This is a genomic window from Georgenia muralis (genome assembly GCF_003814705.1).
GTDB lineage: Bacteria > Actinomycetota > Actinomycetes > Actinomycetales > Actinomycetaceae > Georgenia > Georgenia muralis.
In genome coordinates, this window is sequence record NZ_RKRA01000001.1 from 2,522,794 (window position 1) to 2,537,087 (window position 14,294).

The 14,294-nt window shown below is 68.7% G+C and carries 18 protein-coding genes and 3 pseudogenes; 8 read left to right on the top strand and 13 right to left on the bottom strand.

Annotation, left to right across the window (positions count from 1 at the left end):
* Positions 1–90 precede the first annotated feature (90 nt).
* Positions 91–1,077, bottom strand: coding sequence for an aldo/keto reductase (locus EDD32_RS11330; protein ID WP_123920493.1), 987 nt, complete (start codon positions 1,075–1,077; stop codon positions 91–93).
* 87 nt (positions 1,078–1,164) lie between these two features.
* Complete coding sequence (locus EDD32_RS11335; RefSeq protein ID WP_123917561.1) at positions 1,165–2,010, bottom strand: aldo/keto reductase; 846 nt, start codon at positions 2,008–2,010, stop codon at positions 1,165–1,167.
* Between the two features lie 161 nt (positions 2,011–2,171).
* On the opposite strand from EDD32_RS11335, the gene EDD32_RS11340 reads away from it, so the two are divergent.
* A complete protein-coding gene (locus EDD32_RS11340; protein WP_123917563.1) occupies positions 2,172–3,056 on the top strand; it encodes a helix-turn-helix transcriptional regulator in 885 nt (294 codons plus the stop codon).
* A 137-nt stretch (positions 3,057–3,193) separates the two neighbouring features.
* Complete coding sequence (locus tag EDD32_RS11345) at positions 3,194–3,772, top strand: flavodoxin (RefSeq protein WP_246006096.1); 579 nt, start codon at positions 3,194–3,196, stop codon at positions 3,770–3,772.
* A gap of 156 nt (positions 3,773–3,928) precedes the next feature.
* Here EDD32_RS11345 and EDD32_RS11350 read toward each other — a convergent pair whose 3' ends face one another.
* From EDD32_RS11350 to EDD32_RS11360, 3 genes are all read right to left on the bottom strand, one after another.
* Positions 3,929–4,198 (bottom strand): hypothetical protein, encoded by a 270-nt coding sequence (locus tag EDD32_RS11350; RefSeq protein WP_246006097.1) that lies wholly within the window; start codon positions 4,196–4,198, stop codon positions 3,929–3,931.
* A 5-nt stretch (positions 4,199–4,203) separates the two neighbouring features.
* Positions 4,204–4,434: a hypothetical protein gene (locus tag EDD32_RS11355; RefSeq protein WP_123917567.1), complete on the bottom strand. Its 231-nt coding sequence runs from the start codon at positions 4,432–4,434 to the stop codon at positions 4,204–4,206.
* A 193-nt stretch (positions 4,435–4,627) separates the two neighbouring features.
* Entirely contained in the window at positions 4,628–4,885 is a 258-nt protein-coding gene (locus EDD32_RS11360; protein ID WP_123917569.1) for a Txe/YoeB family addiction module toxin, read from the bottom strand.
* A gap of 217 nt (positions 4,886–5,102) precedes the next feature.
* Here EDD32_RS11360 and EDD32_RS11365 point away from each other — a divergent pair, with 217 nt between their 5' ends.
* Entirely contained in the window at positions 5,103–6,317 is a 1,215-nt protein-coding gene (locus tag EDD32_RS11365) for an IS110 family RNA-guided transposase (protein WP_123914369.1), read from the top strand.
* Between the two features lie 152 nt (positions 6,318–6,469).
* Here EDD32_RS11365 and EDD32_RS11370 read toward each other — a convergent pair.
* The 5 genes and pseudogenes from EDD32_RS11370 to EDD32_RS11385 form a co-directional block, all read right to left on the bottom strand.
* A pseudogene (locus EDD32_RS11370) lies at positions 6,470–7,645 on the bottom strand (IS1380 family transposase); the annotation flags it as partial.
* A 32-nt stretch (positions 7,646–7,677) separates the two neighbouring features.
* Entirely contained in the window at positions 7,678–8,562 is an 885-nt protein-coding gene (locus tag EDD32_RS11375; protein ID WP_211338698.1) for an IS3 family transposase, read from the bottom strand.
* Positions 8,559–8,849 (bottom strand): transposase, encoded by a 291-nt coding sequence (locus EDD32_RS19170; RefSeq protein WP_123914217.1) that lies wholly within the window; start codon positions 8,847–8,849, stop codon positions 8,559–8,561. Before EDD32_RS19170 ends, EDD32_RS11375 begins: the two co-directional genes overlap by 4 nt.
* Positions 8,850–8,917: 68 nt before the next feature.
* A pseudogene (locus EDD32_RS11380) lies at positions 8,918–9,121 on the bottom strand (IS1380 family transposase); the annotation flags it as partial.
* Between the two features lie 111 nt (positions 9,122–9,232).
* Positions 9,233–9,490 (bottom strand): type II toxin-antitoxin system Phd/YefM family antitoxin, encoded by a 258-nt coding sequence (locus tag EDD32_RS11385; RefSeq protein ID WP_123917571.1) that lies wholly within the window; start codon positions 9,488–9,490, stop codon positions 9,233–9,235.
* Positions 9,491–9,671: 181 nt separating this feature from the next.
* On the opposite strand from EDD32_RS11385, the gene EDD32_RS11390 reads away from it, so the two are divergent.
* The 3 genes from EDD32_RS11390 (at position 9,672) to EDD32_RS11405 (ending at position 10,930) form a co-directional block, all read left to right on the top strand.
* A complete protein-coding gene (locus EDD32_RS11390) occupies positions 9,672–9,842 on the top strand; it encodes a heme biosynthesis protein HemY (RefSeq protein ID WP_123917573.1) in 171 nt (56 codons plus the stop codon).
* A gap of 543 nt (positions 9,843–10,385) precedes the next feature.
* Entirely contained in the window at positions 10,386–10,652 is a 267-nt protein-coding gene (locus EDD32_RS11400) for a type II toxin-antitoxin system Phd/YefM family antitoxin (RefSeq protein WP_123917577.1), read from the top strand.
* Positions 10,649–10,930, top strand: a complete 282-nt coding sequence (locus EDD32_RS11405) for a type II toxin-antitoxin system RelE family toxin (RefSeq protein ID WP_123917579.1) — start codon at positions 10,649–10,651, stop codon at positions 10,928–10,930. The genes EDD32_RS11400 and EDD32_RS11405 overlap by 4 nt, the downstream gene beginning before the upstream one ends.
* A 142-nt stretch (positions 10,931–11,072) precedes the next feature.
* Here EDD32_RS11405 and EDD32_RS19515 read toward each other — a convergent pair.
* Positions 11,073–11,318 (bottom strand): annotated as a pseudogene (locus tag EDD32_RS19515) (Txe/YoeB family addiction module toxin); the annotation flags it as partial.
* A 53-nt stretch (positions 11,319–11,371) separates the two neighbouring features.
* Complete coding sequence (locus EDD32_RS11415; RefSeq protein ID WP_123917583.1) at positions 11,372–11,992, bottom strand: alpha/beta hydrolase; 621 nt, start codon at positions 11,990–11,992, stop codon at positions 11,372–11,374.
* Between the two features lie 168 nt (positions 11,993–12,160).
* Here EDD32_RS11415 and EDD32_RS11420 point away from each other — a divergent pair, with 168 nt between their 5' ends.
* Both EDD32_RS11420 and EDD32_RS11425 read left to right on the top strand, forming a co-directional pair.
* Positions 12,161–12,763: a hypothetical protein gene (locus EDD32_RS11420; RefSeq protein WP_123917585.1), complete on the top strand. Its 603-nt coding sequence runs from the start codon at positions 12,161–12,163 to the stop codon at positions 12,761–12,763.
* A gap of 95 nt (positions 12,764–12,858) precedes the next feature.
* Complete coding sequence (locus EDD32_RS11425; RefSeq protein ID WP_123917587.1) at positions 12,859–13,779, top strand: tyrosine-type recombinase/integrase; 921 nt, start codon at positions 12,859–12,861, stop codon at positions 13,777–13,779.
* Between the two features lie 38 nt (positions 13,780–13,817).
* Here EDD32_RS11425 and EDD32_RS11430 read toward each other — a convergent pair whose 3' ends face one another.
* Positions 13,818–14,225 (bottom strand): VOC family protein, encoded by a 408-nt coding sequence (locus EDD32_RS11430; protein WP_123917589.1) that lies wholly within the window; start codon positions 14,223–14,225, stop codon positions 13,818–13,820.
* Positions 14,226–14,294: the final 69 nt, after the last annotated feature.

Consider the following 14,294-nt stretch of genomic DNA (forward strand, 5'->3'; position numbering starts at 1 on the left):
GGGCGAGGACGAGGGACAGGCTAGGCGGAATCGTCCCCCATGCCGCCGTCGGCGCAGTGGTGCCGATGGCTGGGTGTTCGCGCGAAAGCCTTAGCGGTCGATCCACCGCTGCATGTGCTCGGGGTAGCGGGCGCCCTGGATGTCTGCCCGGTCCGAGGCGTCGGTGAGTTCGGTGAGGTCCTCGGCGGTCAGTCTCAGTTGGGTGGCGCCGTTGTTCTCGGTCAGGCGGTGCTGCTTGGTGGTGCCTGGGATGGGCACGATCGACGGGTGTTGGGCGAGGAGCCAGGCCAGGGCGACCTGACCTGCGGTGGCGTCGCGGCGGGCGGCGATGTCCTTGACGACGTCGACGAGTGCCTGGTTGGTGGCGCGGGCGTCCTCGGTGAAGCGGGGCAGGGTGTTGCGCAGGTCGCCGTCGTCGAACGTCGTGGCGGTGGTGATCTCGCCGGTGAGGAAGCCCTTGCCGAGCGGGCTGAACGGCACGAGGCCGATGCCCAGCTCGATCAGGGTCGGCAGGATCTCGGCCTCCGGCTCGCGCCAGAAGAGGGAGTACTCGCTCTGCAGCGCGGTAACCGTCTGGACGGCGTGTGCGCGGCGGATGGTGGAGACGCCGGCCTCGGAGAGGCCGAAGTGCTTGACCTTGCCGTCGGCGATCAGGTCTTTCACGGTGCCGGCGACGTCCTCGATGGGGACGTCGGGGTCGACGCGGTGCTGGTAGAGCAGGTCGATGGACTCGGTGCGCAGGCGGCGCAGGGACTCCTCGACGGTGGCGCGGATGTGCTCGGGGCGGCTGTCGAGCCCGGTGGATGTCGTGCCGTCGAAGGAGAAGCCGAACTTGGTGGCGATGACCACCTCGTCACGTACGGGTGCCAGGGCCTTGCCGACGAGCTCTTCGTTGGTGAAGGGGCCGTACACCTGGGCGGTGTCGAAGAAGGTGACGCCCTGGTCGACGGCGGCACGGATGAGCGCGATGCCGTCCTGCTGGTCGACCGCGGCGCCGTAGCCGTGGCTCAGGCCCATGCATCCGAGGCCGAGGGCGGAGACCTCCAGGCCGGTGCGGCCGAGGGTGCGAGTGATCATCATCGTTCCTCCTGGTGGGACGAGGTTGGTGGGGCGTGCCGGGCGGTGCGCTGGTAGACGCGCCGCCCGGCGCTGGGCGCGCAGGGTTCAGCTGCTCCGGCGGCTGTTCAAGGCGCTGACCATCACGGGGTCGCGGTGGTCGAAGGCGACGCTGACGCCGGTGTCCAGCGTGGCGATGCGTGCCGTGTCCTCGTCGGTGAGCTCGAAGTCGAAGACGTCGAAGTTCTCGGCCATGCGCTCCGGTCGGGACGACTTGGGGATCACGACCACACCGCGCTGGATCAGCCAACGCAGGGCGACCTGGGCGACCGACTTGCCGTGGGCCCGGCCGATGGCGGTCAGGACCGGGTCGTTGAAGATGCCGTTCTTGCCCTCGGCGAGCGGGCCCCAGGACTCGATCTGGACGCCGCGGTCGGTCATGACCTGCTGGTCGGCCACGCGCTGGTGGTAGGGGTGGGTCTCGATCTGGTTCACGGCCGGAGTGATCTCGTTGTGGTCGATGAGGTCCACGAGCCGGTCGGGGTGGAAGTTCGAGACTCCGATGGCCCGGATGGCGCCCTGGCGGTGCAGGTCCTGCATCGCCCGCCAGGAGCTGTAGACGTCACCGAAGGGCTGGTGGATCAGGTACAGGTCCAGGCGGTCCAGCCCGAGCAGCTGCAGGGAGGTGTCGAAGGCACGCTTGGTGCCCTCCTCGCCACCGGAGTGGATCCACAGCTTGGTGGTGACGAACAGCTCCTCGCGGGCGATGCCGCTGGCCTTGATGGCACGGCCCACGGCCTCCTCGTTGCCGTAGGCGGCGGCGGTGTCCAGGTGGCGGTACCCGGCGGCCAGGGCGTCGGTCACGACGCGCTCGGTCTCCTCGGCGGGGACCTGGAAGACGCCGAAGCCGAGGATCGGCATCTCGACGCCGTTGTTCAGGGTGACTGTCTGCATGGGGTTCGTGTCCTTCGTGTGGTCGTGAGGGTTGCTCAGCGCTGGTCGGCGCAGTCGCATGCCTTCACCACACCACCTGTGAGCTAGAGGAGGAACGTCCTCGCTATGGGTGCACTGGCAGTGCGTGGCTAGCGGGCACGGGCGCTCGTACCGTCGTGGGTATGGACCAACGTGATGAGGTGCGCGACTTCCTCAGCTCGCGTCGTGCGCGGCTGAGGCCGACCGACGTCGGGCTCCCCGCCGGCACCGGACGACGCCGGGTAGCGGGGCTGCGACGCGACGAGGTCGCCGTCCTGGCGGGTGTCTCCTCGGAGTACTACGCCCGCCTGGAGCGGGGGAACCTCTCCGGCGCCTCCGACGCGGTCCTGGACGCGATCGCGGCGGCGCTGCGGCTGGACGAGGCCGAGCACCTGCACCTGCGTAACCTCGCCCAGGCCGCCAGCCAGCCCGCCCGCCGGCGCCGCACCCCGGCGCCCCGCAACCACGTCCAGGCTTCGCTGCAGCGGGTCCTGGACGCGATGACCACCGTGCCGGCCTACGTCCGCGACTCCCGCATGGACATCGTGGCCGATAACGCCCTTGCGCGTGAGCTGCTCAGCCCTGTCTATCGCTTCGCCGAGCACACCGGCACCGCACCCAACAGCGCCCGGTATGCCTTCCTCGACGCCTCGGCGCGCGACTACTACCCCGACTGGAAGCAGGTCACGCACGACTGCGTCGCGGCGCTGCACGGCGCCGCGGGGCACAACCCCTACGACAAGCCGCTGTCCGACCTGGTCGGTGAGCTGTCGACCCGCTCGGAGACGTTCCGCACCCTGTGGGCCACCCACGACGTCCGCCTGCACCGCACGGGGATCAAGCGCCTGCACCACCCCGAGGTCGGCGTCCTCGCCCTGGAGTACGACGTCATGGAACTCGTCCACCCGCCCGGCCTGGTGTTCATCGCCTACAGCGCCGCACCCGACACACCCGGCGCCGACGGTTTAGCCCTCCTGGCGTCGCTAGCTGCGTCCCGTACCGACGCGCTGACCGCGCCGGGCGCATGACCGCCCCGTCGCCCAGCAGACGCACGTTCCTGCACGCGGTCCTGGCCGGCAGCGGCGGGGCGACCCTGCTCGCCGTGGCCGGATGCGCCAGCCCCGACCCAGCACAGGGCCCGACCCAGAGCCAGAAACCCACCCCTATGACCCCGACACCCTCAGGCACCGGGACGCTGCTGGTGTACTTCTCCCGCCCCGGGGAGAACTACTGGTACGGCGAACGTAAGGACCTCGAGGTCGGTAACACCGAGGTCCTGGCCACGATGATCGCCGACCGCATCGAGTGCGACATCTACCGGATCGAGGCGGTCGAGCCGTACTCGACCGACTACGACGACACCGTCGCGCGCAACGTCCGCGAGCAGGACCAGGACGCCCGGCCGGCCATCGCCTCGCCCCTGACCGACGTCAGCGGATACGACATCCTCGCCAGCCCCATCTGGAACGTCCGGCCCCCGATGATCATGTCCACGTTCGTCGAGTCCGTCCCCCTGGACGACAAGCGCGTGCTGCCCGTCACCACCCACGCAATGAGCGGGCTGGGACGAGCCGCCGAGGTGTACACGGAGCTGGCGGCCGACGCCACGATCGGTGGCTCGCCGTGCGAGGCGAGGAAGTCGCCGACGACGGCCCCGACCTCGACCGATGGCTGCGCGAGGTCACGCCAGTGGCGTGATCGACCCGACTCGCCTCACTGGGTCCGTCGCCCCGCCCCGGCCTGAACATCACCGCAAAGGTCAACCCGTCAGGAGCACCTCGTGGACAAGCGCACCCTCGGTACCACCGGACGAACATCTACATCTAGAAGGCATGAACGCAGTCTGCCCAGCCGACCCAGAGCAGGCGGCCGAACGTCCGGTCATGCCGCGCTGCGCGCGTCAGGCGACCTTGCTGCCGTAGCGCTGCCGGGCAGCTTCACCGGTAGTTCCAACTAGAGAGCCGATCGCGGACCAGGGCATACCGGACTCGCGGGCAGCACGGACCGCCTCGAGCAGGTGACGCTCGGCCTCCGACCGCTCGGCGACCGCGGCGCGCAGCATCGAAACCGCGCCCGCGTCCAGCTCATCAGCAGGGTTCGGTTCGTAAGCCTCGAACCGTGCGGCCAGCTCGTCGGCGTGGGCCAAGATCTCTTCAACTGTGCGCGGCATGTGCATCACCTCAGGAACTTCTCTCTGGCCACCATCGCGTGGACGATGACGTCGGTCTGCTCGCCGTCGACGTAGCCGACCTCCAAGAAGATCGCCGCCCGGTTCGGGCCGACGATCATGGTGAACCCGTCACCCAGGTCCCAGACCCGGACAGGATTTCGGTAGGCGTGGAGGATGTCGGCCTCTCCCAGTCCGTGCTTGAGTGCGGACCGGGCGATGATCGGTTCATCCCGCACAACGCCAAGGTAACTTGCTCTCTGGGTGGGGTCAATGGCTGTTGCCGGTGCGCGCTCATGCCGCCGTCCGCGCGGTTCGAGGCACCGGCAGTGCGGTCCCGCGATTTCAGTGACGTTCGTCAGTGCGTTGGACGCGCTTCTGGGGAGTTCCGGCTACCAGGGCTGGGGTTCCGTGGGCCGGCCGCTGAGGAGGTCATCCGTAGTGGTAGCGACAGGCCGCGACGCGGATCTCGTTGGCGTGGATCTTGTAGACCAGACGGTGCTCGTCGGTGATGCGTCGCGACCAGTAGCCGGCGAAGTCGTGCTTGAGTGCTTCCGGCTTTCCAATGCCGTCGTTGCCGTTGCGCTGAATGTCGGTCAGGAGCGTGTTGATCCGTCTGAGCACCTTCCGGTCCTGGGCCTGCCACCAGAGGTAGTCCTCCCACGCGTTCTCGTCCCTGACGAGGAGCACCTCAGCCCTGATCCGTAAGTTCTTGGGTGGCCCGGGAGGGCTGGGTGTGGCTGAGCCTTGATCGCCCGTTGATGGCTCCGATGGATTGGCCGCCCGGTTCCTCCTGGGGCGCCTTGACTGCTGATTGAGATGCGCGTCCTGGTCGCTGTTTACGGATCTGTCGGCGGGGTGTTCCTTCGGGCCATGGCAATCGCTCGTGTGCTCGAAGGAGGAGTTGATGAAGCAACGGATCGCGCCCGGGTGGGCTGGTGTCGACGTCGGTAAGGGTCATCACTGGATCTGCCTGATCGACGAGGCCGGCACCACAGTCTGGTCGACGAAGGTGGTCAACGACGAGGCCGCCATCCTCGACGCGATCGCCGGCGTCCTTGGCCACGCCGACGAGGTCGTCTGGGGAGTAGACGTCACCGGGACCATGTCGGGACTGCTGCTGGCACTGCTGGCAGCCCACGGTCAGCGGGTGAGATACGTCCCCGGCCGCACGGTGAACCAGATGGCCAGCGCCTACCGCGGTGAGGCCAAGACCGACGCCCGCGATGCCTACGTCATCGCCGAGACCCTGCGACACCGCGGCGATCTACAGGACGTCGAGGTCGCCACCGCGCTGGTGACCGAGCTGCGGCTACTGGTGACCCACCGCACCGACCTGGTCGGTGACCGGGTCCGCGTGGTCAACCGGCTCCGCGACGTGCTCAGCGGCTACTTCCCTGCGCTGGAGCGGTCCTTCGACTACGCCCATAGCCGGGGTGCGTTGGTCCTGCTGACGGGCTACCAGACGCCGCAGGCGATCCGCCGGACGGGTGAGTCGCGGTTGCGGGCATGGCTGGTCAAGCGGAAGGTGCGCAGCGCCGACCAGATCGCTGCAGCTGCGCTCGGTGCGGCCAAGGCCCAGCAGACCGTCGTGCCCGGGCAGGATGTGGCGGCCAGCATCGTGGCCGACCTCGCCGCTCAGCTCCTGGCGCTCGGCGCGCGGATCTCCGACCTCGACGCCCGGATCACCACCACCTTCCGCGCGCACCCCCAGGCCGAGATCATCGAGTCCCTGCCCGGCATGGGACCGATCCTCGGTGCCGAGCTGGTAGCCGCCGCAGGGGACCTTGCCGCCTATGCGAACGCCGGACGGCTCGCCTCGGCCGCCGGGCTTGTCCCGGTCCCGCGGGACTCTGGCCGGCGCACCGGGAACCTGCACCGGCCGATGCGCTACTCGCGCAAGCTGCGCAGAGTGTTCTACCTCTCCGCCTCAGCCGCCATGATGCGCGAGGGCCCCAACCGCGACTACTACCTCAAGAAGCGCGGACAAGGCCACGGGCACGTCCAAGCGCTCATCGCCTTGGCGCGCCGACGCGTCGACGTCCTATGGGCCCTGCTCCGCGACAACCGACCCTTCGAACTCGCCCCACCCTCGCGAGAACCGATGGCCCAAACGGCTTGACAAAGTCATTGAGAATCCACCGATTCTGCCGGGTGGTCGTTGTTCGGGCGGCGTGCTGGGGATGGCGGGTTTGTGGGCGTGGTGGGGCCGCCGGTCTGTGCCGGCTCTTCCACTCTTGGGTTCCTTGGGTCGTGCCCGTGGGGGCTGGGTGGTCAGGTCGTGGTGGCTGGTGGTGGCCCGGTCGCGGCGGTGTGGAGGGTGGTCCAGTGCTCGGCCCAGGCCCAGCGGGCGGGCAGGTGCAGGATCAGCCGGCGGCCGGTGGTGGCGATCCGGGCGGGGACGTTGATGATCTTCCGGCGCAGGGTGGCCCACCGGGCGGTGGCCATGTCGGCGGCGACGGCGGCGGCGCGGGCGATGTTGAACGCGATCGTCGCCATCGCCACCCAGGCCGCGTTCGCCGCGTACTTCCCGGACGGCAGGTGCGCCAGGGGCCCGTCCTTGAGCTCGGCGATGACCTGCTCGACGATCGCGTGCCCCCGGTGACGCTGGTCGGCCTCGATGGTGTCCAGGTCGGAGTTGGTGATGAACGCGTGGTGGCGGTAGGTCGCGAAGAGCTCGCCCTGCTCGCTGCCGTCACCGGCCAGGGGCTGGAGCCGTCGGACGCGGCGCACGATCAGTCGGCAGGTCACCTGCTCGGCCTTGCGGCGGGAGGTGAACGCGACGAAGGGGACCTCGGCGACCTCGGCGTCGGAGACCCACCGCTGCTCGGCCTCGTCCCAGACCGCGTGCGGGTACCTGATCGGGGTCCAGGCGTCCTCGCCGATGCCCGCGATGGCCGCCTTGGCCTGGGGGTTCATCCGCACGGTCACCGAGAACCACACCCCGTGGCGCAGGGCGGTGGCGACGAAGGCGTGGCCGTAGTACGCCGAGTCCGCCCGGCACAGCACCGGTCCGCTCACGCCCGCGGCGCGGGCGGTCCCCAGGGCCTGGGCGAGGAGCTGGCCGGCGCCGGTGTGCGAGGCGACGTTGCCGCGCCGTAGCCGGGCCCGGACGATCACCGGCGCCGCCACCTCCGTGGAGAGAGTGGCGAGCTGGACGTTCAGGCCCCGGACCCCGGAGTAGCCGTACGCCGCGGCCTGCTTGGCGTAGCCGTGGACCTCCCGGATCGTGTCGTCGACATCGACGAACGCGATGCCCTGCGCCCTCGCGCCGCTGTTCACCAGGGCGGGAACCTGTCGAGCGAGCCCTGCCAGCAGCGCACCGCTGACCTTGTCGAGCTGCTGGACGTGACCGTGGGTGAACGATCGCAGGAACGTGCCCAACGTCGAGGGTGCCCGGACCCCGTCGAAGACCCGGCCCATCCCGCCATGGCGCAACAGGTCCAGGTCTGGAGTGTTCCCGAAAAAGTGGACTCGGGGAATTACGCCGCGAGTTCGTTGATGTGTCGTAATCCTAGTTCATACTCTGCTGGTGTCAAATACCCGAGGGTGGAGTGGCGTCGGGCGCGGTTGTAGTACTCCTCGATCCAGGTGAACGTGGCCTTCTTCAGGTCAGTGATGGCCGGCCAGGGGCGGGTGTGGATAAGTTCCTTCTTGTAGGTCGCGAAGAATGATTCCGCGACGGCATTGTCATAGCAGATACCGGTCCGGCCCAGCGAGCGGCGGACATGGTGACGCCGGCAGAATTTGTCGAAATCCTTGGACGTGTATTGCGTGCCGCGGTCGCTGTGAAAGATCACCCCCTTGGGTGGGCGGCGGTGAGCGATGGCCATCTCCAGGGCATCGGTGACCAGCTCGGTGCGCATGTGGTCCGCGAGGGCCCAGCCGATGACCATGCGCGAGTGCAAGTCGATGACGGTGGCCAGGTAGGCCCACCCGTCCCAGGTGCGCACGTAGGTGATGTCCCCGCACCAGCGGGTGTTCGGCTCGGCGGCGGTGAAATCCCGGCCGATCAGGTCCGGGGCGCCCACGGGGTTCTCGCCGGGCACCGTGGTGCGCTTCCAGGCCTTGGGATGGCGGCCCTTCAGGCCCGCGGCGCGCATCAGCCGCCAGACCCGCTTGTGGGAGACCTTGTGGCCGGCGGCCGCCAGGTGGGCGCGCAGGCGCCGCACCCCCGGCCGGCCGTTGAGGTGGTCGTAGTGGTGCTTGATCAACTCGATCAGCTCGGCGTCGGCGACCTCACGGGCCGAGGGGGCCTTGCCGCGCCACTTGTAGTACCCCGAGGTCGACACCCCGAGCTGGTCGCACATGAACGACACCGGGAACGCATTCGAGTCAGCCCAGTCCGCGATCGCAGCAAACTTCACCGCTGGTCTTTCGCGAACCAGGTCGCCACTTTTTTTGCGAACTCCGCCTCCATGCGCAGCCGCTTGTTCTCCTCGCGCAGGCGCTCGAGCTCGGCCCGCTCGTCCTCGTTCAACGGACGCTCGGGCTCTTTCCCCTCGTCCCGGGCCTTCTTCACCCATTTCCCCAATGTCATCTCATGGACGCCGATGCTCCGCGCCACCTCGGCGATCGCTCGGCCATCATTCAGGACCAAACTAACAGCGTTGGCCTTGTACTCCGGGGTAAAGCTGCGACGGGTTGATCCCACGGTCGACTCCCTTCGTTCAGGGAACTCGCGTTACGGACCCCACTGTCCACTTAACCGGGAACGGTCCAGTCATCGATGGAGTCCGCACCGGCGAGCATCCCGCCGACCACACTCGCCGTCTTCACCCCCGCGTTGGGTGAGGGCACCGTCAACCCCTCGACCAGGCCGTACAAACCCGCGGACTCCGCCAGCCGCAGGGCCGGGACCAGACCCGCCGCCGACACCAGATTGGACTCATCGAAGACCGGTCGAATCGTGTGAGAGGGTTTCACTTACGAGATGCCCTTCCGGGTGGTCGGATCTAGACGTCGTAATCCAGATCCTCCCTGCCCAGAAGGGCATTCTCGTTCTACGCCACGCTCACCACACCGGTGGATCAGGGCTCAGTCGGTCTCGATCAGCTCGTGCGGTTGACCGCGGCCGGCCTCGAGACGCTCCATGGCGTCGAGGAGGCGCCGGGCGTTGGCCGGGGAACGCATCAGGTAGGCCGTCTCGCGCAGGGACTCGTAGTCCTCGAGTGAGACGATGACGACGGACTCGTGACCCGCACGAGTGATGACCACCTCTTCGCGGTCGTTGATGACGCCGTCGAGCACCTCGGCGTAGCGGGCGCGCGACTCGGTGTAACTCATCGTCTTCACAGCAGGCCTCCTGTACAGAAAGCTGTACGACAGGCAGCCCCGCGGGACAAGACACAGCATCCGGTCATGCCGCGTCCGCGCGGTCGTGCCGACTTCCGGTAGTGGCCGAGCACGCTCGGGGTGCGCCCAGCGTCTACGCTCCGGAAGAGAGATGGGCGAGCGCACCTAGTGAGGAGCCGACATGGGCGAGGCGCCGTACGAAGAGCAGCACGGAGCCAAAGACTTCCGCGAGATGCCAGACCCGGTACGCCTCGAAGACACAGTCACGACGCAGGCCACATCCGACGCACCTGACCCGACCATGGGCCGAGATGCCGATACCGAGTGGCTCCTGAAGTACGGCGCAGGCTGACGGGTCAGGTGAGCGCGGCACGCACCACCTCGACAGCCGGGCCGCACCGCTACACCGTCGGCGCTGGTCGATCGGCGCACGGTCACGCCGCCACGAGTGACCCGCCAGCACCCCGCGACATGTCACGGCGGACATGCGCCTCGGAGTTATGGCGCCAACTCCACCCCGTTCTCTCGCAGGATTCTGATCGCCTTCGGGCCGACCCCGTGGAGAGCCAGTAGCTCTCGTTCGCTCGCGCCCTCGAGGTCGGCGATTACGTAATAGCCGGCGGCCTCGAGCGCTCGGGCGGCGGGTCGGCCGAGGGCCGCCGGTAGCCCTGCGGACGGCTGCTGCATGCCACACAGTATCGAGACGGACCGGGCAGTCAGCAAGGTGCTCGGCTTTCCGGTCATGCCGCCCTTCGAAATCGTGGATGGGCGCGGTCCCCGTGGCAAGCGGCCCCGTCACCGAGCTTTGGTCTGCGGTGGGCGGACCCTGTTGCCTTCCGAAAAGCGACAGGCCAGCGGGTTGCCGTACGGCTTCTCGAGCGCCACAATTGTGGTCATGAGTATGGAGCCGCTTCGTGAGGTCCGGGACCACTTCAGTGACGTTGTGGACCGCGTCGAGCGCGAGCACGAGCGGGTGACCGTGACGCGTAACGGTCGTGCCGCTGCTGTCATCGTCAGCCCAGAGGATCTCGCCGAGCTCGAGGAGACCCTCGCGGTGCTCAGCGACCCGGAAGCCCTCGCGGACATCCGCGAGGCGGACCGCGCGTATGCCGCCGGTGAAGTGGTGCGCGGCGTTGATGCTGTTCGTGCGTTGCGCCCGTGAGCGGGTCGGAACCCTATGAGCTGGTCCTGACTCCGCCGGCGATCCGTGCGATCCAATTCCGGTTGACCGAAGGCGTGGCGGCGGCCGTCGTCGAGTTCCTCACTGGCGCCCTGGTGGTCAACCCTCGTCGGGTCGGCAAACCGCTGCGCGGCGATCTGGCGGGCATCTACGCCGCGCGAAGGGGGACTTACCGGGTGCTCTACCGGATCAACGACGACCAGCGCGAGGTCGTCGTCCTACGCATCGAGCACCGCGCCGACGCGTACCGGCCTCAGTGATCGGATCTGCCGCCCTCCGCGCGGTCCGAGGCACCGGCAGTGCGGTCCCGCGATTTCAGTGACGTTCGTCAGTGCGTTGGACGCGCTTCTGGGGAGTTCCGGCTACCAGGGCTGGGGTTCCGTGGGCCCGCTGCTGAGCAGGTCATCCATAGTGGTAGCGACAGGCCGCGACGCGGATCTCGTTGGCGTGGATCTTGTAGACCAGACGGTGCTCGTCGGTGATGCGTCGCGACCAGTAGCCGGCGAAGTCGTGCTTGAGTGCTTCCGGCTTTCCAATGCCGTCGTTGCCGTTGCGCTGAATGTCGGTCAGGAGCGTGTTGATCCGTCTGAGCACCTTCCGGTCCTGGGCCTGCCACCAGAGGTAGTCGTCCCACGCGTTCTCGTCCCAGGGGCCGGGCGTTGGACGGGATCGAGCGGTTGGTAGCGGATGTGACCGACTGCCTACGCCGTGATTGCCTCGAGCCATAGGCGGGCAAGGCGGCGATCGTCTGCGGTGATCGCATGCCCGACGGGGAGCTCGTGGTGGGTCACCTGTGCGCCAGCCTGGCGCAGGCGCTGCGCAAGGTGTCGGCCATCGCCCGGGGACCTGCGCTCGTCATGCACTCCGTCGAGGATCAGAACCGGGAGACCGTTCAGCCCGCCCCAAGTGTCGTCGCTGAACGGTGTCTGGGGGCGCAGCAGGACAGCCGCTCTGAGAAGCTCCGGGTGTGTGATCGCCAGGGCCGCAGCCATGATCGCTCCGTTGGAGAACCCGACGGCCACGGGCTGTTGCGCGAGGTTGTGGGCGGCGCACGTCTCGTGGATGTGCGCCGCGAGCCCTGGGAGGCGGTTCAGGAGGTCGGATTCGTCGATCCGTCGATCGGGGAACCTGCGGAAGAAGCCATAGCCCCGGTTCATCACCACCGCGCCGCGCAGACCGACCTTGGTCGCCCCGGGAATGAGCTCGTCAGCCAGTGGCAGAAGGTCTGTCTCGTTGCCGTCCGAACCGTGCAGGAGGACGAGCGGGGGCGCAGCAGAGTCGGCGCCCGCGACGAAGGCGTGGGCCGGCCCCATGTCGAACATGGCCATCTCCTTTCCGTCGCAACGATGACGGACCAAGATCATCCCCGATCCGACAACCTACCGAGGGCCGCTCACATGCCCCCGCGCGGGGAGGTCGACCCAGCCGCCGAGACCGGGATGAGCGTGTGCCTCTCACGGTGGGTCCGGGCACGTCGGTAATCTCGCTGCGTGGCCAAGTCCGACGTCGTCGTGAGCAGCAGTGCCCTGTCCGACCGCGTGCAGCGGCTGTTCCTGGTGGCCGCTGGAGTCGCATGGATCCCGGCCCGCTGGGGCGTCATGACGACATGGGACACGACGTGGCTGGGGTTGGGGTACGTCGGCTGGAACCAGCTGATGCTGGTGCCGCTGACGCTGCTCGGGGCAGGTTCCCTGTGGGCCGCCCGCACCCGGTCAACGCGGCAGCTGAGGGTGGGATGGGCGATCGTGGCCGCGGGATTCATCGCCGCCTGGCTCGGCACCGTCCTGGAGTTCGTCGTCGGAGGCGGGCTTCGCGCGGGGCCGCCGGAGCTCGCGATGGCAGGGTGGGCGGTGTACCTGCTCGGGACGGTCCTGGCTGGGCTAGGCGCAACCGCCACGGCGGTGCTGGCAGGCCTGGACACGGTCCGCCCACGACGGATGACTGCCGCCCTCCCGCTCGGACTGGCGGGTGTCAGCATGCTCGCGTGGCCGGTCCTCATGATGTCCGGGGCAGAGGCAGCCGGGTTCGTCGACCAGCTGGTCGTGGGTGCGGCGTGGGCGCTCGTGGGGCTCATGCCCGACGACCGGCGCTAGCGCCGTCCGGGCCTGTCACGTGACACCGTCGTCAGCCCACAGCGCGTCCGTACGTGCCGCTGGCGGGGGCTCGCGGGGAGGGAGCAGCATCATGCATGACCCACGTTGAACCAGTCCTGTTCCCCGTGCTGCTTGATGCGGCGACCGACCCCCTTCTGCGGGCCGTCGCTGCCTACCTGGCCCGCTACCGCGGCCAGACCCGCGTCCACACCGAGTCCGATCTTCGCGCTTACCTGGTGTGGTGCGCCGAACGCGGCGTCGAACCCCTGGAGGCGCACCGCGCACAGATCGAGCTGTACGTGCGGTGGATGCAGGAAGTCCGCCGCTTCCAGCCCTCCACGATCAGTCGTCGGGTGTCGGTGGTGGCGGGGTTCTACCGCACCTGCGTCATCGACCAGGTGATCGCGGCATCGCCGGCCGACTACGTCCGCCGCCCCAACGTTCCTCCCGAGTCACCGACCCTGGGGTTGTCGCACCTGCAGTTCGAGGCCCAGCTCACCGCCGCCCGTACCTCGGCCAACCCCAACGACTTCGCGCTGGTGACCATGCTCGGGCTACTCGGTCTGCGGATCTTCGAAGCCTGTGGCGCGAACATCGCCGACCTGGGCGAGGAGCACGGCCACCGCGTGCTGAAAGTGCGAGGCAAGGGCGGGAAGGTCGTCCTGACGCCGCTCCCGCCGGCGGTGCAGCGTGCCATCGAACGCGCTGTCGTCGGGCGCACGGCGGGACCGATCCTGCGCAACGTGCGCGGCATCCGGATGGACCGGCACGCCGCTACCCGCCGCCTGAAGCACCTCGCAGAGGATGCCGGTGTCCGGCTACCGCGGATGCACCCGCACATGCTCCGGCACACCTTCGTCACCACGATGCTCGACGCCGGGGTCGACCTACGCGACGTCCAGATCGCTGCCCGTCACGCCGACCCGAGAACGACCATGCGTTACGACAGGGCCCGCAAGAATCTCGACCGTCACCCCAACTACATCCTCGCCGCCTACATGGCCTCCGGCACATAGGTCCTCAGGAGACCGGGGGGGATGTCGAGGTGCCCCGATCAGAGCACCGACCGGCCGATCGGGCCGGGGTTGTACGCGACTTCCCAGCGGAAGCCGTCCGGGTCGGCGAAGTAGCCCGAGTACCCGCCCCAGCTTCGGCGCTGCGGACCGCTGGTGGTGGCTCCGGCGGCCCGGGCGGTGGCCAGGACGGCGTCGACCTCCCCCTCCGTGGGGCAGTTGTGGGCGAGCGTGACCGGCGGGACGCCGCCTGCCGGTGCGGCGCCGACCTCGGCGGTGAAGGCCGCCACGTCCCACAGCGACAGGACCACCTTCTCCGCCACCCGGAACATGAGCACCTCGTCGGGGACGTCGAGCTCGGGGGTCCAGCCGAGTCCGCTGACGTAGAAGCGGCGCGAGGCGTCGAGGTCCCGCACGGCCAAGGTGACGAAGCTGAGGCGCTGGTCCATCCCACCACGGTGGCACCGCCGGTGGTGCTGCCGCGACCGGGGCTCCTTCTGCTGCGGTTTCGGTGCCCG